Annotated in this window: 4 protein-coding genes; all 4 read left to right on the top strand. The window is 49.0% G+C overall.

Features of this window, described 5'->3' with window-relative positions:
- The first annotated feature begins 151 nt into the window (after positions 1-151).
- The 4 genes from O3276_RS06640 to O3276_RS06625 all read left to right on the top strand — a co-directional run bounded on the left by O3276_RS06640 (position 152) and on the right by O3276_RS06625 (position 26,675).
- The gene (locus O3276_RS06640; RefSeq protein ID WP_269674934.1) at positions 152-1,483 is read left to right on the top strand and encodes a TolC family outer membrane protein; all 1,332 of its coding nucleotides are present in this window, start codon (positions 152-154) and stop codon (positions 1,481-1,483) included.
- Positions 1,484-1,514: 31 nt separating this feature from the next.
- On the top strand, positions 1,515-2,294 hold the full coding sequence (locus O3276_RS06635; RefSeq protein ID WP_269674933.1) for a SapC family protein: 780 nt from the start codon (positions 1,515-1,517) through the stop codon (positions 2,292-2,294).
- A 178-nt stretch (positions 2,295-2,472) separates the two neighbouring features.
- Positions 2,473-25,935 carry an LEPR-XLL domain-containing protein gene (locus O3276_RS06630; protein WP_269674932.1) on the top strand — a complete coding sequence of 7,821 codons (23,463 nt, stop codon included), beginning with the start codon at positions 2,473-2,475 and terminating at the stop codon, positions 25,933-25,935.
- Entirely contained in the window at positions 25,932-26,675 is a 744-nt protein-coding gene (locus O3276_RS06625) for a hypothetical protein (RefSeq protein WP_269674931.1), read from the top strand. The genes O3276_RS06630 and O3276_RS06625 overlap by 4 nt, the downstream gene beginning before the upstream one ends.
- Positions 26,676-26,748: the final 73 nt, after the last annotated feature.

Genomic DNA, 26,748 nt, shown 5'->3' with positions numbered 1-26,748 from the left:
GTAAAATATCAGTAAAAAGCAAGTACGTATATACCCTATAAGGGTGTTCGTCGAAATGTCACCGCTCAAGGAGGGGGTCGTGAACATGTCACCCAGTATCAAGCCTGCGTTTCTGAAAAGGTTTTTCCTTACAGTGTCATGGTTAATTATAGTGCCTTTATATTCTCAGGCTGCTGATTTGCTTGATGTGTATAAACAGGCGCTTGATCATGACCCGGTGTATCGGGCAGGGATGTTTGAGCACGAAGCTTCCAAAGAAATATACACACAGGCTCGTGCGGTTTTATTACCAAGCCTCCAGTTTGAGTACAGCAAAACAAAATCAAAACAGGATATTGTCAGTTCAGACAATACGGTTTACGCAAAAGGCAGTACTTCGTTTCCCACCGATGAGCAAAACCTTTCACTGACCCAATCTATCTACAGCTACAGCAATTGGGCCTACTTCAAACAGGCAAAGGCCGAAGTGAGGAAGGTTGCTGCTGACCTGGAGAATGTGCGCCAGGATCTGGTGATGAGAGTAGCTGCCGCTTATTTTACGGTATTACGAGAAAGCGACAGTTATCAGGCAATTGAAGCTGAAGTAAAGGCGCTTGAGAGACATTTCCGCCTGGTGGATCGGGAATTTGCCAATGGCCTTGCTAATAGCACCGATTTACTGGATGCCGAAGCACGTTACATGCAGGCTCAGGCCCGTCAGATTGAAATAGCGAACAATCTCCATGATGCGCTGCAGGGCTTAAAGGAGATTTCTGGCAAGTTGCCAGATAACTTGAATGCTCTTGGCCAGAATCTGGCTTTGCAACGCCCTGACCCTTCTACGATGAAAAGCTGGGTGGATAATGCTCAGGCAAATAACCCGGCGGTTTTGTCCAGACAGAGTTCTGTCGACGTAGCCTGGCAGGAAGTGCGCCGCCAGAAAGGCGGTCATTATCCAACTTTTGATCTTGTAGTCACCCAGAGCACCAAGGAAACCGGCGGTTCACTGTTTGGTGGCGGGAGTGAAGTGGATTCCCGGGATCTCCTCTTGCAAATGACCTTGCCAATTTATTCTGGTGGTGCGGTTTCATCAAAAGTGCGTGAGTCCATTAATCGTCATTACCAAGCTCAGGATGAATTAGAGCTGGCTCTTCGCCAGGTGGCCCGAGAAGCTCAGGCAGCCTATATGGGGATTGTCAGTTCCATCAGTAAGGTCAATGCATTACAAAAATCCGTGGAAACTTATGAGAAGGCGGCAGAGGGTAAACGCACGGCATTTGAATCTGGCGTGATCTCCAGTGGCAGCGTGCTGGATAGTGAACGGGAGTTGTTTATTGCCAGAAGTGACTTCTCTGCTGCCCGTTATGATTATCTGATGAATCATCTGCGCCTCAAACGTGCGGCGGGTAGCCTCTCTGAAGCGGATATTGAGGCTATAAACCGGTTGTTGAATGGTGTTAGTTTACCAACGGACACAAATGCGTTGCTGGCCTTTGGTGGCTGAATTCTAATGTAAGGGAATGAGGTAATAATAAATGAGTGTTCAACTGTTGATTTATGGACAGGTAGAAGCCGTCAATAAAAAACGTCATTCTGACTGGTCTATCAAGGCTGAAAACAATTATGACTTTGCCAAAGAGGTTAACTCAGTACCTTTGATGGCGGTCGAGTTTCCAAAAGCGTCTCAGGACTACGCGATTGTCTTTGCAGGCAAAGGCGACGATGTTGTTCCAGTGGTTGTGATGGGCGTTCGTGCAGGTGAAAACGCCTATGTTGACCAAGAGGGGCAATGGAAAGCCCCCTATGTGCCTGCGTTTATTCGTCGCTATCCGTTTGTTTTTGCGACCTCTGATGGTGGAAAAACGCTGACGCTGTGTTTGGATGAAGCTTATGCCGGTTGTAATCAGGACGGGCGAGGAGAACGCCTGTTTGATGCAGAGGGTGAGCAAACCCAGTACCTTGAGAAAGTTTTGAGCTTTCTGCAGGACTATCAGGCTCAGTATCAACGTACCCAGTTGTTTTGCAAAAAATTGAACGAGCTGGGTCTGTTGGAAGAAATGGGGGCGAAATTCACCCTGCCAGGCCAGGAAGAGCGGACCCTGACCGGATTTAAAACCATTAATCGTGAAAAGCTCAAAGGTATTCCTGCTGAAGAACTGTCAGCCCTGATGGCCAATGATGGTCTGGAGCTGATTTACCTGCACCTCCAGTCACTTAATAACCTGAACAAAGTCATTGAGCGACTGCCAAAGCAGGTTATCTCATCCTCTGAGATAGCTGATGCTGAAAGCGCAGAAGCAGCAGGCATTCACTAAGGCTAATGTGGCTTTAGTGTTGATGTTGATAGGGCTCTATTAATAGCACGGCTTATGTCGTGCGTTTTGCTGTAAGGGTGTTGTTGATGTCTTTAATCGAAAAAGGTCTCCAGTCTTTGACCTGACCACCTGAGACTGGAAACCATTGGATTCAGAACAATAACAAGCGGACCGGCTAATGGATAAGCAAACCCATAACAGCAAATCATACCCGTCAGATATTGCTGCATCGGCTCGTAAGGGCTTATTTCCTAAATTAAACCGGTTGTTTGAGAAAATGTTCCGGCAGGAACGGCTGCAGGAGCGTCGTAAAAGGCTGGAAGACTTCTTCACTCTAGAGCAGTTGGAGCCCCGACTGCTGCTTTCAGCCGACCCTATTGCTGCACTGCAGGATAACGCACTCCAATTAGAGCAGGATGCCAAGGTTACACTTCAGGTCGTTATTAATGAAACTGATCAGCAACAATATCTTCGTTTGGTCGACGAAAATAAAACAGTGTTGGGTCAAAAGAAAATCAGTGATATTGCGGCGGGGAGCACTATCACTGTGACAGGGTCAGAAGGTGCGGACAGTTTCACGATTGATCAATCGTTCCTTGATCTGGGTGAGCAGTCTTTTGTGGTTCAGTTTGATGGGCGGGGCGGTAATGATACTGTCGCTGCAGGTGATAATGTCACAGACAGTGCCTGGCAGATTAACGGCGCAAATGAAGGCTCCATGGGCGCTAATGGCATTGTGGAATTTCTGGATGTCGAAGCGCTACAGACAAATCAGGCCGATGAATCCAGACACGTACTGGCCGCCATTAATGATGATTATCACTGGCTGATTGATAAAGACGAAGATGGTAAAGGGATTCTGTCGACCCTTGAAGGTGTTGAAGGCAGCATTACACAGACACCGTCGAATACAAAGATCACCTTTTCCGGTTTTGATATTCTGGGTGGCAGTGGTTCAGATTATCTGGATTACAGTCAGAGAGTGACCGGTGTGGACGTTAACCTGGATCTGGAAACAGCCGCTGGTTTTGATCGCATTACCGGGTTTAATACCGTTATTGGCTCCAAAGCCAGTGATACGTTGACAGGCGATGGCAACGACAACCTGTTCATTGTCGGGGCTGGCGATAAGGTCGAGGGTAATGGTGGTTTTGATACGGTGCTCTTTGATCAGGTCGATGGTGACCTGAAGCTTAATGCATCCACAAAGGTGGATGCGGGAGATGCAGTCAACGTTTTTGAATACGAAACAGGAACCTGGGCGAATGATGGTAGTGCCTGGTCGTTTACATCCAGTGGCAAGCTGGAAGCAAAGGATGTAGATCTGCTGGCGGCAAGAGGCGATAACAGCAATAACCGCTTTGATTTTTCCGCAGCGACGGTTGATGTCTATCTCGATGGTGGCAGTGGTGATGATACGCTGATTGGTGGCAGCAAAAATGACCTGTTGATCGGTGGAGCAGGTGCTGATCAGATTACAGGTGGTGATGGTTACGATCAGCTGATTGAAGTCCGGGCTGCTGACTTCACGCTGGAAAATAACACGGTGACGATTGGTAATGACGGTTTAGATACTCTGGAGGGTATTGAATCCGTTTACCTAAAAGCGATCGCCAAAGCGGGAGATGTTTCAGGTTATAGACTGGATGCAAGGAATGCGAAGCACGAAGCAGACCTGGATCCTGCCCATGCAGATTATGATGCAGCCGCACATCGAGAGTACGACATTACCCTGGTTGGTACCGAGCTGGATGATGAACTTTATGCATCCTCCTATGGCGATACTCTGAGCAGCCTTGGTGGTGCAGATACCATTACCGGTGGTTCTGGTCAGGATACCCTCGAAGAAGATTTTGCCGGACGAGCTTCGATATCAGATGCATCCGGGAGTTATGAACTTGATCTGGCTCAGGGGGCTTCCGAGGTTTGGGTATTTGATATTCCTACCGGCAAAACCAGTACTGGTTTTACGTTATCGATTTCAACACCTGATGGTACTTTTAACACTGACACCATCGCCTGGGATGCAGACGGTTGGGATATTGTTCGATCTATTGAAAAAGCACTGAACATACCGTTTGGCCAGATTGCTGTCAGTAAGACCGTTGATGGCAAGTGGCAGCTTGAATTCACCGGTTTGTATGCGGGAACTGGAATAGCCTCATCAATCTCTGACAGTGAAAGTGCCAATATCGTTTCGATTACAACGAACGGTAATAAATCGGTTGATACCCTGAATAGCTTTGACAGTAATGACACATTGAAGCTGTCAGGCAGTGAATTAGTAGACCATGTCGATCTATCTGCTTTTGCAGGGAAGTCAGAAATCACCACGTTTGGTGGCAACGATATTATTACCGGTGCCCAGGGCATAAACATCATCAATGCCGGTAAAGGCAATGACTCTATTTTTGTTACCTCAATCAGCGCCGACTCCATTGATGGTGGCGAAGGTTACGACACGATTGTCGCTGATGTGAGTAATGTGGCTGATGCGGCCAGTGGCTATACCCTTGATCTTGACAATAGTCAGTTAATGTTGGGGGCAACGATTCTTTCGCATCAGGGCTTTGAATCGTCGGCCCTGATTGGTGGTGCTGGAAATGATGTGCTGGATGCAGATGGCTTTCATGGAGTATCCGCCAGTACCAGCCTTGACAGTATTGCCGGATGGAATGCGCTTTCTGAACATACTCTGAGGCTGACTCTGGAAGATGGCAGCACAATTCTTGATATCGATGTCAGCTCCTCCTCAACCTTGCAGGAATTAATTGATCTTATCAATGCTGCAGACGACAGAGGTAGTGATAATCCCTTAATCAGTTTTGATCAGGCTTCTGCAGAACTGACATTTAATGGGCTGTCAACGCTGGGCGTGGCTGGTACTGACAACAGTATCCTTACGGTTTTAGGCTTTACTTCTGGCACTTCTGGTACGGTTATTAAAGGCGTGAGTTTAAGCCTGCTGGCATCTATTCAACTGACCAGTCAGAAAGGGAATGGAGGTCAGGATAAATATACCGGCTCTAAGGGGACGGATTTCTTTATTATTGATTCCGAAGATCTTGAAGTGGATGGGAAGGACGGCCGGGATATTCTGTCTGCTGAAACAACCAGCTTATATACAACACTGGTGATAGAAGACGATAAACTGACCTGGTCAGGTCAGGATGTTGACCCAGCCGATTCCGCTCAAACCATTGATGTTTCATCCTCCGTTACCATCGGTAATCTGGAAGCTGCTGAACTGCTTGCTATCGACGGAGCAGAGTTGCTGGATGGCAGCAGTGCGACACTGGATCTGGTTCTGGATGCTGCCACTTCAACGGCCACCTTGAAAGGCAGCTCGGGTGATAATGAAATTCGCCTCAGTGTGGATGGGCGATCTGATGAAGCGACTGACAAAGTCACCGTTGAACTTATTGATAATACCAATACGAATGAGGTTGTCTTTTACGGCAGCAGTGCTGACTTTACGGTCAGTGATTTTGGCTGGGCAACCATTACCGGTGGCAACTACGCTGCGGTTAAAGAGAGCAGCGGTGATCTCACCATTAATAGCGATCTGATCTGGACGGGAGGGGATCTTAAATTCCGTGCATTGAATGGCAAGATTACTGTTAATGGCAGCATTCAAACTGATAACAGTAGTCTGACAGATCGCGCCGGTAATATTAGCTTTGCTGCCCGCATTGTTGAGATAAGCAACAATGTCACAGCGGTTGGCCAAAACACGGCAAGCAGCGGTGATATCACCATTGAAGCCATTGATGGTCGCAACCTGATATACGGTAGCCTTGAACAGGGTGCTGCATCGATCTTGGCGGCACTGCCCGTGTACTATAACGTCGACCTGCAATCAGCCACGGTAACCATTGGTGATGTGACGATTCAGGGTAAAGATATCAATATTCTTGCCCGCGCGGAGTCGAACCCTGACAGGGATATGAATAACGATGATGGGGTTTTTGGTAAAAATATTCCCATCATCGATGATCTGGCAAACGAAGTGGAAGACTTCAAGCTGATTGCTGGCGTCAGTCGCTCCGATGTGACCAGCAAAATTACCATCTCCAGTGGTGCCACCCTCAAGGGTGATAACATCACCATCCATGCCAACTCCATCGCCAGAGTCAATGCTTCACCCATTTCCATCGGTCTTGCGGTGGCTGTCGGGGTGCTGGATACCGACGCCGTGATTGATATTCAGGGAACACTGGACGCGGAAGGTAATATCAGTATTACCGGTCAGACAGATAATTACCTGAATATTGACGCTGAGCCATTGTTTGGCCTGAAGGGCTTTGCCGGCAGTGTTGCTGTGGGTGTGCTGAATTCAAACTCCCAGGTGATAGTGAACAGCGGCAGTAGCATTACCGCAGGTGGAAACCTGACAGTTAAGGCGGCAACGGTGGATTACAGCCTGGTGTCTGCTGCCAGTGAGGCGGGTAATTCAGGCAAGGTCGCAGCAAGTGTCGCGGTCCAGGTTGAAAGTGGTCATACCGAAGCTGTGCTTGCCGGTGATGTTCTGGTTAATGGGGATGTGATTGTAGAAGCGGCCCAGCGACAGGCGGAGCTGAATCCGACCAGTTCTGAAGCCATTGTTGATCGAGTGCCCAGTGTTCTCGATAAGTATGAAGATGCCGCCAAACAGAAGGTTGCCTTTAATAAAAAAGCGCCCTTAGGCAAGTGGCTGCAGAAAAAGGTTAAGCCCAGCGATCGTCTCAAGCCGACAAAAGCCACCGTCGGTATTGCTTTTGTGTATGCAGAAGACAGTAACCAGGTGCATGCTTATCTTGGTCAGGAGAGTGCTGACAGTGATATTAATGCAGGTGGCAGCCTTGACTTACTGGCAACCGCCGAGAGTCGTCTGTTAACTGCAACATCTTCTACGTCCAGTACACCATCTCAATTAAGTCAGGTAGAAGGTACGGCAGGAACTGATACCAGCAGTGGCGAGTTTAAGCAGGTTCCGTTTGGTGCTGCTGTCTCGGTTACCATTGCGTCATTAGATAACAATGCCCAGGCACAGGTTCGGGGCAATACTGAGCTTGATGCACTGGGTGCCATTAATGTCAATGCAACGGCTCAAAACTTAACCGGCCTGATTGCGCCGGATACCACTATAAAATACGTAAAACCCAAGTTGGTTGATAAGTCTGAAATCGGTGGAAACTATGGCATTGATAATGGTGATCTGATTCGATTTGATAATTCGGATTATCAGTGGGGAGCTACAGGTACACCACCAGATATTGGTTATTTTGGTGCTGTTTACAAGTTTAAGGGGCTTGATGGCAGCTCTCTCACTCTGGCTACAGAGAATTTCAGTGATGGAACCCGCTGGGAACTATTAGGTAATCAATACAGTAGTCTTCCCTATCAATTCTTTGACGGTGATTCAGACCTGTATTTGCTGGATAACGATATCAAATCGGAAGCCGCCGGAGCGAAAACGTCTCTTGCACTGAATTTCTCATATCTGGATTCAAAACAAACAGCGAATGCCCTGGTTAAATGGCCAGTGAAGATTAATCAGAAAGCTGACTTTATCACTGCTTTTGATTCATTCAGTGATGCGCCCGATGCTTCTGCTTCACGTAATCTCTCTATTACCTCAAATACCAATAATCAATCAGTAGACTGGGTGGGTAATAAAACTGCTACAACGTCGTCTATTGAAAAAATCAATAAGCTCTACAAACTGCTTGGCGCTTCAGAGAGTGGTAACGGTGTCGGTGCCAGTGTCTTCCTGAATAATATTACTAATACCAGCACGGCTCTGATAGAGACGGGTGCTGACATTTATGCAGATAAGGTCTCCGTTAAAGCGGATAGCGATGTTTTTGCCGTGAATCTCGGGTACGCCGGAGGTTCAGGTACAGCCAGTCTGGGTATCGCAGGCCTCTATATGCAGAACACCATTGATAGCACAACCATTGCCCTGATTCAGTCTGGAGTCACTTTGGTTGCTGGCGCAGATGATGGGGATGTCAGCGTTGAACGGCTGTCGGTTGTTGCTGATAACCGGGTTGATCTGATTGTTGCAGCAGGTGCGATGGGCAGTGCAGGAAAGCTGGGTGTGGGGGCGTCAGCAGCGGTCAGTGATATCACCAAAGTAACTAAGGCTTTGGTGGGTTCTGAAGACAATACGACTGAAGCGGGCTCAGTGATCGTTAATGGTGACGCGCGCATTGCAGCGGACAGTGGTGGCCTGATTATTGGGACAGCGCTCAGTGCTTCCTGGGCAACCGGTAAGGTGACACCATCAGGTGGAGAAACGCCTAAGACAGAAAACACACCTTATGGTATCAGTGCAGCAGGTGCGTTTATTTTTAACACGATAAATAGCACTACTGCTGCCGGTATTCTGAATCTCTCCAGTTTCAATGCTCAGAATCTTTCCCTGAAAGCCACGGAAAGCAGCGGTGTGTTTGCCTTCCCAATTACCTATGCCAGCGCCAGCGCTAACAAGGTTGCCCTGGCTGCTGCTGGCATTGGCTTAATGAACGATGCGACATTTACCGTGAGCTCCGGTATTAGCAATGTTGGATCGGTGAATCTGACAACGCTGGATGTGCTGGCGAAAAACGACAGTATTGTAATTACCAGTTCAGTGGCTGCTTCCATCGCCGGTATCGCTAAGTCTTCAGTGGAAAGCAACTCCAGCAGTATAGCCCTGACAGGAAACGTGTCGGTCAACAATGTGACGGCGGATATCGATGCCTATCTTATTGATGTCGATGATCTAACGGTCACCGGTAAAAACGGTAGCGATGTTGCTGTCAGTATAGAGGCAAAAGATGAATCAGAGGTTTATGCCGTTGCCCTGGGTGTCGCCTATGCCGGTAACGGTGCTGTCAGTGCGACGATTGCTGAAAATAACATTAATAGCGACATAGATGCCCTGATCAGCGGTACCGACCTAACCGTTGAAACCGGAAAGATTAAGCATCAGGCAAAAAGTGAGGCAGATATGGTATCTGTCGCACTGGGTGCATCGTTTGCAGAAGACTCCAAACCGGACTTTGACACCAAAGTAGGGATTGCCGTTGGTGCGGCCATCAGCAATAACATGGTGCGCATGAACACACGTGCCCGCGTTATGAACGACAGTGTAATTACACTGCCTGCCAGGCACCTTGATGACGCTCGTCTGGACATTGTCGCTGATAATGAAACCGATATTACTGCCGTTGTGGTTGGTGCCGCTATTGGGTCTCAAACCGGTGCAGATACAACCGTTACGTTAACCGGCTCCGGTGCTGAGGCGAACAACCAAGTCTATGGAGACACCGAGGCGCTGGTTGATGGTTCAATCATTAAACAGGCTACTTCCAATCAGGACGCTTCAGACGAAGCGATCGGTGTGTTTCTGGATGCGGATGTCGATGGTTCGGTTACGGGTGTGGTTGTCGCTGCTAACCTGGCTTATGCCAATGCCACGACCGGTGCTGGTGTAGTGGGAGGTATCGGCGTCAGCCTTGCTGAGAACACCATTGGTGGTGATCCGGACAATGGCGACAAAGCCAACAGTTTACGAGCAGTCATTAATAACTCGGATATAGACGTCACTGGCGAAGTCAGTACGAATGCAGAAAGTACTCAGAATATTGCATCGGTGATTACCGCTGCTTCTGTGGCTGTCGCCAAATCGGAGTCTGGTATTGGGGCTGGGCTTAGTGGCGTAGGTGCTGATGCCAAAAACACGGTGAAGGTTGATATTGAATCGGCTGTTAAGGCCAACGCAGATGGGCACACACTGTTGGCCGATAAACTCACTATTGACGCTAAAGATGACTCAGACATTCTCAGTACCGTTGTTGGTGCAACCATTGCCGGTGCCTATTCCGGAACATCCAGTACTGGCACATTGAGCATTGGTGTCTCTCTTGCAAAAAATGAGGTGAATACCAATACCAAAGCGATTATCGATAACGTTGATGCAGGTTCCTCAAGTCGTAAAACTGGTTCTGTTTCATTGAGTGCGTCATCTAACGCTGAGATCATCGCCACTTCAGTATCGGCCTCACTGTCAGCCAGCTACTCCTCTGCATCGGGCGGTTCTGTAGCATTAAGTGGTGGCGGTGCTTCCTCAAATAATACGATTCTTGGGAATACGTCCGCTGTTGTCCGTAGCAGCAGCCTCAAGAGCAATTCTGATCTTTCCGTTATTGCTGCCAATACATCAACCATTGATGCTTCAGTTGTGGCGGCTTCCGTTGCCGCTGCTGCAGATACCAGTAGTGGAAGTCTGGGTGTTTCCATTGGTGCCGCAGTCACCAGTAACCAGATTGGTGCTGAAAATGACCCACTGGGAGTGAAGGCGTATCTGGAAAATACCCGGGTTGATACCACGGGTAAGCTGACCCTTTCTGCGACCGGTGATATGACCATTAATGCCAACAGTGGTGCTGGTTCTGCAGCGGTAACCGGCAGTAGTCAGGCTGCCATTGCCGGCAGTGGTTCTGGTGCCAGTGCTGAAAATACCATCTTTGGCCAGGTTGCTTCGTTTATCGATAATGTGCCAACCGGCCAGGCCACTGTCAGCAGTGATCGGATTATGGTGGGCGACCTGAGCCTGACAGCCACCAATACCTCAAAAATCACCAGTACTGCAGTAGGTGCTTCGCTTGCTGGCAGTTATGCCGCGGGTTCAGGTTCTGCCGGGCTTACAGTTGGAGTTTCTCTGGCTGAAAACAAGGTTGATATTGATACAGTGGCCAGGCTTGACCATGTGAATGGAGGTACGGAAGATCAATTAAACGGTAGTGTGACTTTGTCTGCTACATCCGATAACACCATCAAGGCACATTCCGTTGCTGCTTCTCTGGCTGCTACGTTTGGCTCTTCTGGCACAATCTCTTTGAGTGGCGGTGGAGCCTATGCTGGCAGTACCATTGGTGGCTCAACCGAAGCCCTGGTTGAAAGCAGTGACCTGTTCAGCAATGGCGACGTTTCCATTAAAGCGACCAATAAGTCGGATATAGATTCAACGACAGTAGCTGTTTCTGTGGCTGTTGCGGCAGACTCCGGCAGTGGCAGTGCCGGTATTTCCATTGGTGCAGCCATCACCGAAAACACTATTGGTACAAGTGATGATCGCCTCAGAGTCAAAGCTCTTCTGGAGGATAGCGCTCTGACCATTGATGGTGATCTGAATATTGATGCGACGAATGACATGACCGTCGATGCTGAAGTGGGAGCGGGTTCGGCGGCTGTTGTGGTTAGCACTAATGGCTCGGGTCTGGCTGGTAGTGGCTCCGGAGTTGGTGCGACCAATAAGATTTATGGTGAAACGCTGGCCTGGATTGATAACAGCAGAGATGTCAATGCAGGCAAAATTACAGTTAATGCCATTAACAGTGCGTCCATCACATCTGTAGCGGCTTCTGCGAGCCTTGCCTTTGGTCTTGCACCCAGTGGTGGCAGCGTATCGCTTGCTGTAGCGGCTTCAGTTGCAGAGAACACTATTGATTCAATCGCAGGCGCCAAGGCTACAGGTCAAAATACTGGCAGGCCCAAATTCCTCTCTGAGTCCCTGGCTGTTAATGCAACCGATACGTCTACTATTGATGCCCAGGTCGTCGGCGTTTCTTTAGGGGCAGCGGTTGGTGAGTCATTTGGTGGTACGCTGACCGTTGGTGCGGTAGAAGCCACTAACACCGTTGCTAATCAAATTTACGCAAATGTTGAATATCTGGATATTCAAGCCAGAAATGGCGGTGTGACCGTTGGTTCCCATGAAGGTACAACGGTTAACTTAAAGGCTGAAGCGGCTTCTGTTGCCATTGCTGCTGGTAAAGTTGGTGTCTCACTCGCCGGTGCTGGTGTAAAAGGTACCAATACCATAAACAACAGCAGTCAGGCATTGATCAGTGATTCAAACATTACACTGGTTCCCCGTTCTGATTATGCGGGTTCAAGCCTGACTGATGAGCTGTTGAAAAGTGACCTGGTTGAATTTGCCGATGGCGTCTATCGCTATATTGGCAGTGATCTTGATCTTTCTCCTGATTTCGAGTCAGACGGCTACAAGTACGATGAAAATGGCAGTCGTGTGGGCGTGGCAGAAACATCGGTAGAGAGTGGTGAGCAGTTCTACTTTATTGATGGTACTTATCGCAATAATGGCGCAACAGAGCTTTCGCTGGAGAAAGCTATTGCTGTAGCCGCTGCGCTGCGTGCTGAAGCGTTAGCAGCAGAAGCGGGTAGATATGAAAGTCTTGCCAGCACAGCTCAGAGTAATGCGGATGCTGCCCAGAAATTGGCAGATAAGGCCCAGACTGATGCAGATCGACTGGCTGGCCTTGCTGATACTGCGGTAGAGGCATCATTAAATGCCAGTACATCAAACGCGGTAGCAAAAGCCGAAGCGGCAGAGCTAGCCGTTGCTGCATGGCAGGCCGAGCTTGAGAACGTAGTGAAGCTTCAGGAAACCGCTGACCAACTTCAGGAAGAGGCCGATGTCTGGAATGCCATCTCTACATCAGCCAGATCGGCAGCAGATGATGCCGCGTTACTGGCAGAGAGTGCCGCTGCTGAGGCGGGGCTGGATGCTGCGGGTGTGTCAGCACTCAAACCGGATTGGGCGCTGTTAGATCTTGACGAAGTTAAACGTACAACACCTGCAGACTGGGAGTTGGTTTATGCCAATGCAGATTATGGCGATCAGGATGTTTCTGTTACCGCGGTTAATCATGCTGCTATTACCTCAGTCGTTGGAGCTGCCAGTGGCTCTGTGGGAGCCGGAAAGGGTGGTGCTGCAGCAGCCATCGGTGTAACGCTGTCCGAAAATACTATCGGATCCAATCATATTACCTCCGCCTACATTGAAGATTCGCAGATAACTTCACTCAACGACATTGTTGTTGATGCCCAGTCACTGTCGACTATTGACAGCACCGTTTATGGTGCGGGTGTTGCCGTTGCCGCCGGTAAGTTTGCGATCGCTGGTGCTGGCGTTGGCATTGATCTTGACAATACCATCGGTGGCAGCACCTCTGCTTATGTCAATAACTCCGCCATGGTGGCTGGTAATGATATTGCCATCACTGCTGATGCTGATGGTCAGGTGGTTAAAGCGGATGCCATTGCTGCTGCCATATCCGCAGCTGTTGGACTGGGTGGCTCCTTTTCCATCTCCGCAACGGATATTGATAACACCATGGCTATGGCCGTGAGTGCCTGGCTGAATGTAGACGACAGCCAAAGTATTGCTAATCAGGATTACCGGGTATTTGCCGGCAATGATATTGAGGTTGCCAGCCATGCCAATGCCCTGATGACAAATGTTGATGCGACAGCGGTGACCTTCAGTGCCGGTCTGGCCGGTGCCAGCGGTGGTGGTGTGGATATCACTAATCTGGTCAATAATCAGGTGAATGCAACCCTCAGTGGCAGTGATAATAGCAGCGCTGTGATTGGCTCTATGGGGGATATCAATCTTAAAGCCAGTGAAGCGACCGATTTAAGCATCAATGTGACCAATGTGGCACTTAGTGCCAGCATTGGTGGCGCGCTTGGTATTGCCCTGGTTCGTAATGATGTCCGCAGCTCGATTTCCAGCAAGGTCAAAGATACTTCGCTGGAAGCCCGGAATATTTATATCGATGCCCTGGCGGATAATAACATTCATAAGACACAAGCCTTTGGTTTTGCTGCGGCGCTTGCGGCTGCCAGCGCTAACCGTGCCGATGTCGATATCACCACCACGGTGTCAGCCGTAACAGAGTCAGCCAAACTGACTGCGGTTGATGACATTGTTATTAATGCCAATGCCACCAATTATGCCCGTGCCGATGCCAGTGGTGGTGCTGCCGGTGCGGTTGCTGCCGGTGCCATGATCGCAGATATTGAGCAGGGTAATGATGGCTCTGACGATGTGCTGGTGGAAATTGGTGATGGCTCACAACTGAGTGGTGCCAGTATTACGGTAAAAGCGTCCGGTAATGATGACCTTCTGCCAGAAACCATTGCGGCCTCCGGTGGCTATGTTGCTGGTGCTGGAGCAGAGAGTAATGTCACCAGTTACCAGGCTGTCGTTGCCAATATTGGTAAGGGTGTTGTGATTGAGGCAGATCAGTTTGACCTGAGCAGTACGCTAGATCAAACCGTCGATGCCAGTGCCGATGCCTTCACGGTGGCGTTAGCCTCTGGTGCCGGTGCCGGACTGAATATCATTATTAATAGTTACGCGGATGTGAATATTGGTGCCAGCACCGGCCTGCCGAGTTCTGGTAATCCTTCATCCATTACCGCTCATGATATCAATATTAATGCCCTGAATCGCTTTGATAAATCACGGTTCAGTAACGGTAAATCCCTGAGAACCGGTTCTGGTAATATTGTGGGTGTCAATGTGATGGTGAGCCAGACCATCCTGAACAATCATGCGCGTATAAACCTGACCGATGATGTGCAACTGGTTGCAGAAGGCAGCTATGACGATAAAGCTTCCCTGCGTATTGAAGCCCGGAATGACATCACTACTGTTGATAGTATTACGCTGGAAACCGTCAGTGCAGTGGGTGGCATCAATGCTGCGACCAGCAAGGTAGAAGCCAATTCTGATGCCAGGGTGAATATCGATGGTGCGGTGATAGAAAACGTCACGGGCAAAGTATTTGTGACCGCGAAAACGGATTCCGAGAACCGGGCCAGTGCCGATATTCTTGCGGTTTCCGGACTGTCCAGTGCGGCTACCGGTGTTGCGATTGCTACAACGAATGCTCGAAATAATGTCAGCATTGCCAACGCCACTATGAAGGCTGGAGACGTCTATCTCTACGCTGGTAAGAGTAGCCAGGGAGTGCTGAATATTCTTGAGAGCAGTGCCAATGTGGAACTGACATCAGTCTCCACCTCTGCCAATGTAGCAGTGCCGACTCCAGATGCCGACATCACCGAAACCAATACCATCACTTTGGGTAACAATGCTGATATCAAGTCCATGACGGATATCACCATTGAAGCTCGTGAAGGCATTGGTGGCAGTGAACGAGCGAAAGAGTCGGGGCTGACACTGTCTATATCCGGTGTGCCTTATGGTGTGGATATTGACCGTGAGGGTTCTGTCACTTCCAACAATCAGTTCTCGGTTGCAGATTCTGCCAAGGTGACAGCCGGCGTTAATAATAAAACCTTCCTGCAGATTCGTCCGGTGGCTGAGATACAAAGTATCCTTAGCGACAGTAGCAAAGTGAGTGCGGATGGTGTCATTAATATCGATGCGCTGACCGACGACGATAAAAAACTATTGTTTGGTGTAGATAATGCGCAAGGTGAAGTGGTTATTCCAGAACTGCCAGAAGATGTGGTGTATGTGATGGAAGAGCTTGCGCTCAGCACCATCAACTTCCTGGTCACTCAGGATACGGTGATTGAGCACAACGGCAGTTATTACCAGTACACCCCTCAGAACAGCGCTGAAATCGACTTGCAGCAGGAAAATTACAGTAACAAAAATCGCTGGACCAGGTTGAATCTGACATTGGCGCAGATTGAATCTCTGGGCTATCCGATTTACGAAAGCTCTATCACCGACGCTCTTGCCAGCGCCATGACCGGTGAGTTCTTTGTGGTTAAACCCAGAGAGCTGGATTCACCTACCCTGACGTTTACCAATTTAAGTACGGTGCTGTTTGAGCAAAAGGCTCAGGTAGAGAGTTGGATTCGTGATCACAGTACGAACACTGAAGCCATTGCCCGCTATCAGGTTCAACTGGAAGAGATCAATCAAAAGATTGATGAGCTTGGGCTGTCTGATTATGTCCATACTGTGAATGTCGGCCAGATCGTGAAGGCACCGGATGGCAATTACTATCAGAGCAAAATCAAACAGGAAAGCATTCTTGAGCTAGCGGACTATTCCGACACTACGTTATGGCAGAAAACCAACTCAACGTCGGGTGCCTGGGATTATACCAATACGGTCAATGCCACCAGTAAAGTCTACAATCAGGCGCTTGATATCCTGATGGTCGATTTGCCAGATGTTTATGCCGCACCTGGCTCTGTTTATCTGCAGATTGATGGCAAAAGTGCTGAATTCCTGGCTGGCCAGGACAATATGGACAACCTCCATGCCCGGGAAGGTGCAACGATTCAGATCGTTAACAGTACACCGTTTGCCTTACGGGTTAATGATGCCATTGTTCGGGACTCCCAGCGGGTTGAAATGGTGGGAGGCTCCCTCAAAACCTATACGCCGGGCGCCGTTCAGATTAATTATAAGGATGTTAATTCCATTGCCATCCGTGGTGGTACTCAGTCCACCGATGACCAGGGCGGCAATTCTGACTCACTGAATGAAATTATTATTTATCAGGACAGTGACCCGCAGTTTATTAAAGATACTTACGGTAGTTTCACACTGCCTGAAATCCCTCAAGGGATGTACATTCAGGGTAATGTGGTGAATGAAAACGGTGGGGCCTATATCAATAACCGGGAAGGCTCCATTGAAGTCTCTACCCAGATTCGTGCTGAGACCGTCAATATCTTTGCCGCTGGTGATTTCTCTCTGAATTCGGATGCCTGGTTTCATACCAATAAAGATCCACGCCAGTATATTAATTACCAGTTGATGCGTAACTTTGTTTACAACAAAGAAGGCAACTCGCGTTCTTATCAGACGGGTTTAAGTAATACCTCGCTGATCTACACACTGTTTAAGGCTAACTACAACGTACTGACCACCAATATCAATGTCGATAACTCCCAGATTGTCTCCATGGGCAAAATCACTCTGACCGCCCGTTACCTGAATATCAATGGGCTGATTCAGAGTGGGGTGAATACGGTTTATCTGGAGATTGATGAGAATTTCCGTGGTGGATCTAAAAATGTCGACCTGACCAATAAGAAAGGTCAGGCCATAGCGGGTGTCAGCTTTGCCAATCCGAATGACAGCAGTAATGTCAAAGTACCCGTGGATGGTTACTGGGATGCTGTACGAAAGGCAATCATTATTGAAGACATTGTGCCTGCCGGTGGCGAAGTCGTGATTTCCGGTCAGATTATCAGCACTGGTAATGGACGTATTGTGGCGGCCAGTGGTTATGCATCTGTCAATATCAACAATAACAGCGGTCATGAGCTGGTTATGAACGATATCGATAACCGTCAATATCGCGAAGGCAAGATCACCATCATTGACAGTAAGCAGCTGACCAGGGATGAGTACCAATACAATGGTTCTGGCGCAACTCACACGAAGTACACTGGCACATTGATTCCTGCCACCGGCAATGACATCGCCAGAATTGAATACGCGCAACAGAGCACCAGCAGTGGTGCTGCGGATTCTTTTGCTTATAAAGTTGCCACCGGTTCCCGCTATGTCTGGACAGAAGGGCAGAGCAAAACCAAAACAACGGTTCGCAAGTACGAGAAGAAGAGCTTTAACCTGTTTGGTGATAACTCGTTTGGCGACTGGCTGGTTAAGGATAAGAGCTATAAGTGGGAAACCATTGAGTTCACTGATAAGAAACCACTGCTTGAATCCGAGTCGGTGCTGCTACCAATTGAAGGGGCTGAGTCTGCAGATTATAAGGTGACTTATATTCAGACTGAGGGTGATCCGAATATTTATGACTTTGATCGTGAATCATGGACGACAGGTGGTGGATGGCTCCGTAAAAAAACCGTTCATACCAAGATTACTGTGGTTGAGGGGCTGAAAGATTATTACACCCACTCCCTGAAAGCAGACTACGACATTGCCATAGATTTCCTCAGTGGTAATAGCCAGCCCGATGTGAATATCACCAGTAAAGGGGATATTACCCTGGCCGGCAAGATCAAAATGGCTGACGAGGGTACCTTAAGTATTCTGTCTACCCATGGTGCTATTACCATGAGTGATGGTGTTTATGCTCTGACTTCTCAGGCAGACATTGAAGCGAAAGGCACTGTCCGTGTGATTCTGGAGGGCAATACTGCTGATCAAGGTCACCGCGTGGTGTCTAATACTGACAGTGTCTATCTCGGTGTTGTGCTGGATGATAATCCCGGAGAAGGGAAGACCAGTTCCAACAAGCTGTACATCGACGAAATCTCTGCTCGCCACACTATTGAAATCAATGCCGGTGGTGGCATCTTCAAAGCTAATGGCGATAAAGAGGTCTCTATTTCTGCCAATGTCATTGAGCTTCTGGCGCTTGGTGGTGATATTGGGCACCTGATCATTGATTCGGCCACACGAAATGATGCGGGTTATATCACCGTTGAGGCACAGGGCAATGTTGCATTGACTGAGCACGCTGGTGATATGAATGTGAACCAGATTATTGCCGCAAAAGTCGATGGCGGTGGCAGTTCACCTTATGGTGTACAGCTGACCACCAACAGAGGTGATATTCTGGATGCCAATGATGATGAAGTACGTGCCTCCAGCCTCGATACCTCTGCTGCCCAGCAGTTTTATGCGGAATCACAGGTGACCAATGAAGCGGATGCCGTGACTGAACTGTATCACCAGTACTGGAATATCCTCCGAGATAATGGCTCGGTGGACTATCTGTCCGATGTTACTGCGTACGACAAATACAATGATTTGTTTGAACAGCTTTCCGGCGATGAACTGGCAGATGCTCAGAGTCGTATTGCGGCACTGAATAGCAGCCTGACGGTTGCCTCTGAATACGATATGGCCTTTGATCAGCTGGCGGTCTGGATAGCGACGGATGTCAGTTCTGCAGCTGGCACTATCAGCGAATTCGAAAGCCGTATTCAGGCGAAGGTAAACACCAATCGTCCTGTATTTGAAAGTATTCTTTCTCCGGGTATTGTTGCGAAGCTCTACCCGGATACCCCGATTATTGGTGGCGCAGGAAATACCGGTTCAGCAGAAGCCGCCAATATCCAGGCACTGGTCAGTGGCAGTGCAATTATCCTTAACGCTTATGGAGGTTTAGGCCAGACCGGTGACCGTATCACCATTGATATGAGCGGTGGTGTTGTTGCCCTGGAGGAGAGTGAGAAAGAGGTCCTCGCCCAGGCGACAGGCAGTGATGTCGTCGCCACGGATTATGTCTTCTATGTATACACTGGTACGGCAGGTGATATCTCCCAGCTAGATATCAATTACAAAGATGGCAACTGGACAGAAATCAGCAGCCTGGATGCATCCGCTAATGGTTTCACCTCAGTAACCTATGGTGACTATGTTCAGGTAGACCAGGATGGAGTACCCGTTCTTTATCAATACACGGGCACCAGTGACTCGATTGATCTTACCCAAGAAAACTTTGACGACGCTGGTTCTCCATGGCAGCTCGTCAGTGTGACCAGTGTTGCGCCTGCCAGTGTGTTTAACCTGAACTCTGGCGATCTGGTAATGCAGCTGAACTCAGTCACTATTCAGCTGTGGGATGACTTGAACCTTCAAGGCGATGTTAACCTGACGGCACAAGCCACAGAGGGCATTGCCATCGAACATAGTGGTGCACTGTCCGTTGATCACATTGTAGGTGGAAGCTGGGTGCGACTGAACGTTGCCGGAGCATTGATTGACAGCGGTGAGCACAATAGCGCTGCCCTGGTCAGTGCTGGCGACCTTGTTCTGATCACTGGTGGAAATATTTATTCCCAGGGTGATGGAGGGTTCCGCGTTCAGGTAGCGGAGTCTGCAAAACTGAGCGTCGATACCGTGGGTTCTGTTGATATCTGGCAGGTTGAAGGCAATGTCAGTATTGCGGGTAAGAATACGACGATTGGCGATCTGTATCTGGATGATGTGGCCGCTACCGGTGATCTTACCTTTACTGCTGGATTACTATCTTCCTTCACTCCAACCACTTTCGGTGCCGGGCAGGCAGATATTGTTGTTGAGAAAATCAGCACGACGGCAGGCAAGGTGACTCTGCAGGCAGCAGGCGATATTCTAGATGCTTATGACGATGCCAACAGTGCGATCATCAATATCCGTGCTCAGGATTTGATGCTGGTTGCTGGTGGCGGTATTGGCAGCCGACAGAACCAGATTGATAACTATCTGGATTTGAAACTTACCGGAGATGTTTCTGCTAATACACGCAGCGACGTATATCTGAATGAAATAGAAAGCTCTCTGAGCGTTGGTCAGATTACTTCCGATGCTAATGTCATGTTGAAGTCAGCCCAATCCATTCTGGATGGCGATCAGGACAATAATAATGAGCTGATCAGTCTGACCGGTGATAGTGATATTACAGCGTCTTCTATTTTCCTTAATGCCACCAATGGCACCATTGGCCAGCTGGGTAATCAGTTGGAAATTGATACCACCGGCGGACAGCTGACCAGCCTCAGCGGCAAGAGCACGTACCTGAGAGAAGTGCGTGGCGATTTGTCTATCGCCAGTCTGGTTGCGGACAGCGATAGCAGTGGTCGTGGTGATGCCAATATCTACCTTACCGCTGATGGCCGTGTTCTGAATGGTACCGCCTTCGGTGACACGATTACGGCCAGTGGCTTACGCATTGTTGCTGGCCAGGGTATTGGCGCGGCTGATGATGCTCTCAGAACGCTGATTGACCATCTGGAAGCAGAAGTACTGGTCGGTAGTCTTATTCTTAATAATACCGGAGCCCTGATGGTGGGTGGCGTCAGTAATGAAATGGAAGGTCTGCTGGTGCAAGGCTCCATCGAACTGGTTGCACAAAGCCCGCTCACCATTAATGAAGATGTTATCGCCAGTGCTGGCGATATCACGTTGACCGCAATGGATTCACTGGCTACAGGTGATGATCTGACGGTGAATGCTGTTGAAATCGATGCTGAGTTGGGCAATCTGATTCTGAATGCTGGTGATAAATTTGTACTGAATCTGGATGGTCTGCTCAACGCCGCTCAAACGCTGACCCTTAATACTGACCTTGGCAGTGTGGACAGTGAATCTGGTGATATCAATCTCTACGGCAGCCTGAATGCTGCCACTATTCAGGTGAGCACTGGATTGGGTGATGATGCAGTCCTGTTTGATGTGCAGGATATTGATGGCGATGTTGATGTCAATACTGGTGCCGGTAATGACCTACTGACCATTAACCAATTGGTCAGCCGTTCGGTAGAAGATGCCTTTGTGCTGGATGGTGAAGGCGGCACGGATACTTACACGATCTATCGCACTGGTAACAACGCGGACTATGTTGTTAATGTCCGTGATTCCGGTTCTGAAGCCGATGGAGCAGACACTCTGACCATCAATGGTACTTCTGAAGCTGACACCTTCCTGCTGCGAGCAAACTTTGTGGCAGCCACGCATACTGATAGTCAGGGTGAATACACATCGACTGTCGAACGAATCAACTACGACCGGAATATCAATGCCCGCCTGACGCTGAATGGCCTTGATGGTAATGACAGTTTCTTCAGTGATGATAACAGCACTATTACGACGCTGGATGGCGGTGCTGGCAACGACCGTTTCCAGATTGGCCAGCTGTTTGGGTTGGATCGTAATACCGCGGAAGGCACCGTTGCTGCAGGTGATGAAATTGAAACCACCGAAACGACCCTGGGCTTCCTTAGTAAAGGTAATAGCCTGCCCATGGTTGTTTATGGGGGGGATGGTAAAGACGAAATCAAAGTTTACTCCAATAAAGGCATTACCAAACTTTATGGTGAGGACGGCGACGACAGTTTTGTGGTGCGCGCTTTCCTGAAAAAGAACACACTGCAAACCGCGGGTGGTGGTGATGTGGAGTTGTTCGGCGGTGATGGTGCCGACGATATTCAATACAGTATTAATTCACCGCTGAAAATTGACGGTGGTAACGGCACGGACTCTGTTGTGGTTCTGGGTACCGAAGGTGATGACAACTTCATGATCACCGAAAAAGGTATCTTCGGTGCCGGTTTGAATATCAGTTTTGATGGTGTGGAACAGGCGGAAGTGGATGGGCTGGAGGGCGATGATACCTTCTATGTACTCAGCACCAGTGATGATGTTGAAACCACCATTATTGGTGGTTTGGGTGCAGATACCTTCAATATCGCCAGTGATGTGACTAAGCCCATTGTTTCCTACTCAGTAGAAGGCCGCAGTAGCTTTGTTAACCACAGTGTGTTCAGTGATGACCTGTCCTACAACGATATTTTTGTGGAAGGCATCTCCCTGAACGTAGCCAGTAAAGAAAACGGTGCCATTGGTGTTGACCGTGATGATGGTGAGGTTGTGGTCAGCGAAGGCGGTGTTACTGACTTCTATGAGCTGCAGCTGAATGCACCAAAACCGTCGGATGCGACCATTGCTTATGTCACCGTTTCTGCTGCCAGAGCCTCTGGCAGCGATAAAGATAAAACCAATGGGTTGGCAGACAGTGTTCTGATTTCTCTGGATGGTCAGGCGTTCTATGAGTCTCTGGTCATTGCCTACGACTCAGAAACCAACTGGGAGGACGCCACCAGAATCTTCATCAAGGCGGTGGATGATCAAGCTGCCGAAGGTCAACGGGATTATGTGATCGGTCACAGTGTTCGCAGTGATAACCCGGACTTCGATCAGCTGGATATCGATAATGTTGAAGTAGTCGTTAATGACAATGATATCGGTGGCATTATTGTCAGCCCCGTCAGCAACCTGTCGGTGGTTGAAGGTGGTAGTGAAATCACCTTTGATGTACGCCTGGCAACAACCCCTGAAATTGGGCAGGTTGTTACTGTATCCCTGGCTGAGATTATTCCTTCTGACTGGAGCAGTCAGCTAACCCTGAGTACCGATACACTGACGTTTGATCACACCAACTGGTCTGGCCAGTTTACGGTGACCGCAACAGACGATGGCACGGTTGAAAATCTCTATCGTGCAGGTATCAAGCTCTCTGCATCCAATAACTATGCGGCAGAGATTGTGTCACTGGATATTGACGTCGTGGATAACGACAGTGGTTCGGTCATTATTACTCAGACCAATGGCTCGACACTGGTGAGTTCGACAAAACAGGATGCTTACCAGATTGCACTGAGTAAACAGCCAACAGCACCCGTAACGGTTAACCTGCTGAATGATGGGCAGGTACTGTTCAGTAGTACTGATCCACGATTTGATGCCAGTACCAATAGTGTGATCTTCGGTATCGATGACTGGGGTACACCGATTGAGCTGACTTTAGCTGCTAACACCAGCTTCCAGCCTGAAACGGATTCTCAGCCGGTTCAGAACCCACCATTGCAGCCTCATATGCTCTCAGATATTCGCGGCAAACTGATTATCGAAGGTGGCACGCCAGACGGTAAAAAGCGTGAACTGACACAGGCCGTCATGTTGCCAACAGAGATTGACGGGCCATTGCCACTGGTTAACATTGAACTGAATGAAGATGAGCAGACCGATACACTGAATGTCTTTAACGATGGCAGCATCCAGAATGACTCCGGTATGTTGACTGAGGATACGATTACCGGACTCGGTATGACGTCAGGTAAAGGTATTGAATATCACGATATAGAAGTGCTCGAAGTTCTGCTGGGGAGTGGTGATGATAGCTTCACCATTGAAAATACCGCTTCCAATGTGATCACCGTCGTACATGGCGGTGGTGGTAATGACACCTTGACCGTTAATGATAGCGCCAGTGATGGAGCACTTATCCTCCTGGGTGATTCTGTTCAGAACGGTTCTACTTACAATGCAACATCGGACCAGAAGACCGAAAAGGCCAGAGAGTTTACTACCCCCGGCAACGATGTGATTAATGCTTCAGGTGCCGGCGCTTCCGTTGTGATCTACGGTGGACAGGGCAATGATACGCTGACTGGCAGCCAATACAGTGACCATATTGCCGGAGGCTCTGGTAATGACAAGATCTATGGTCTTGATGGCGATGACCATATCTATGGTGATTCCGGTTTCAATCTGGATGTTTCAACTCGCCTGGATCTTTCCACACAAATTTTGACCGTGGTAAACAATGCCGATTTGCTCAACGACAACCTGGATACTGCAGACCAGCTCACGGTGGGTAGTGACACTATTGATGGTGGTGAGGGCAATGACATTATTCTGAGTGACAAGGGTGAAATCGTACAACAGCTGGATACCAATCGGATTCTGACCACTGGTCTGGTAATCAGTATTCACAGTTCCCAGCGTGATCAGGGCGGAGATGACATTGTTGATGGCAGTGACGGTGATGATGTGATGATTGCCGGGTTTGGTGACGACACTATCCGTGGCGGCACAGGCAATGACATTCTACTGGGTGACAGTGGTCAATTAAATTATGTCGATGGTGATACTGACCTGACGACACTGGACAGTGTTATGACTATCGACGCGGACCTGGGCGGTGACGATCACATTTCCGGGCAGTCCGGTGATGACATTATCTTTGGTGGTGCCGGCAGTGATTCACTCTATGGTGATGGCTCAGTCAATCGTCTGGCGATAATCGATGAGTCTGATAATGACATTATCATTGGTGATCTTGGTGCCATTGCTCTCGTTAGTAACCGAGCCGTTCGTATATACAGTACAGACACCAACGTGGGTGATAGCGATACCATCCAGGGGAATGAAGACAATGATATTATTATTGCCGGTGCAGGTGGTGATGATGTTAAAGGCAATCAGGGGAATGATTGGATTCTGGCCGACTTTGGTGCAATAGATCTTCGTAATGGTCAGCAGGTGCTGAGTACCGCCTCTGGTGACAGCCACAGCTCTGGCGATGATATTGTCGATGTTGGTGCAGGTGATAACCGGATTTTGGGCGGCCTTGGTGACGATCAGATTACCGCCGGCTCAGGCTCTGATGATGTGCTGGGCGACAATGGGTCATTGACGTATACAGAGACAGGCGTTGCTATAACGATTATCAGTACGGATACAACTCTGGGTGGTCGTGACACTATTCAGGCAGGCGATGGTGACAATCGCATTTTGGCAGGTGTTGGGGATGACGATATTACAACTGGTTCAGGCAGCGATATCGTTGTTGGCGATAACGGTGCTTTGACCTATGACAACGGTATTCTGGTTAAGTTAACCAGCCTTGATACAGAAACCGGTGGTGATGACACCATCAGAGCTGGTAACGGTAATAATCGTATCCTTGGTGGGCAGGGAGATGATGAGATCACCACTGGCAGCGGTAATGATCATATTGCTGGCGATAATGCCATTCTTGCCTATGATGACAGCGGGATTATTACCCGTGCAGAATCCACAGCCCTTGCCTTTGGTGGTGACGATCTGATTGAGTCCGGTTCAGGCAATGACCTGATTCTGGGTGGCTTTGGTAATGATGAACTGACGGCAGGGGACGGTAATGACACTGTTATCGGTGATAACGGACAAGTTAACTTTGTTGATGGTATTCGCAACGAAGTCTTCAGCACCGATATCAGCAACAGTACAGGTGGGAATGACGTTATCAATCTGGGCAATGGCAGTGATCAGGCCATTGGCGGTGTTGGCAATGACCAGATGAACAATACATCGGGTGAGACCGTCATAATTGGCGACGATGGCAGCATTGTTAATGACTCAGCAGGGCGTTACCTCACAGTTCGGACCGGAAGCACAACCATTGGTGGTAATGATCGTATTGTAGGAGGTCTGAACCGTGACATCATGATGGGTGGCTTTGGTGATGACTTCCTGGATGGTCAGGCTGGTGATGATCTGATGGGGGGGGGGATGGCACCCAGGTGACTCGCAGCCCATCAACCATTGTTATTGAAGCGGTGGACCTGTTCACTGGTGGTGTTGATACTTTGATTGGTGGCTCTGGCCTGGATCGTATGCAGGGACATTTTGGTGGTGACTTCTTTGATGGCGACTTCAGTGAGGATGTCATGATCGGGGATTATGGTCGCTTCACCTTTAATGCCAGTACCGAAGCGCAACAGGCAACATTTGTTGTTTCTCTGGCACAGAATGGCCTTGATTTGATCAGGGGACAGCAGACTAACCTGTTCAGTAATTTTGCCCAGCAGTTCTTTGCTGAATCGGGACTGGGGCAGGTAGCACGAGCCAGGGCTCTGGAAACACCACTGTTTACGGAAGATGCTCAAGAAGCCTTCGCACGATTAACACCGGCTTCCCAGCAGAGAACTCTGGCTTCCAGTGAAGTAACCGTTACAGAGTTTGAAGCGGAGCAGCAGGAAGTTCCGGTCGAAGAGGTGCCCGTCAATGAGCAACAAGTGCCTGAAGAAGAATTGGTACCGGTTGAAGGTGAGCCAACTGTTGAGCCAAGTTGTGAAGTTACTGATGATAACCCTGAAGGCTTCTGTAAACCAATGGGAGTGACTCAAGTGCCTGAAAATCATCCAAGTGATGTGTCTGAGACAACACTGGAGCATCAAAGCTCAGGCATTGATTTAAAGGCGGTACTGGCTGGGTTTTCTGCCTGGGCAATTGTGCGGCCTGTTAGCAAACAACGGATTCGGTGAACTTCTGATTCGGAAATTGTGTAGTGCGTGTATTTTCAAAAAACTCCGCATTCGGTTTCCGCCCCACCGCCAC

The organism is Endozoicomonas sp. GU-1 (assembly GCF_027366395.1).
In the GTDB taxonomy this organism is placed as follows: domain Bacteria; phylum Pseudomonadota; class Gammaproteobacteria; order Pseudomonadales; family Endozoicomonadaceae; genus Endozoicomonas.
The sequence above is the reverse complement of the archived record's forward strand: the minus strand, read 5'-3'. Positions and strand labels throughout refer to the sequence as shown.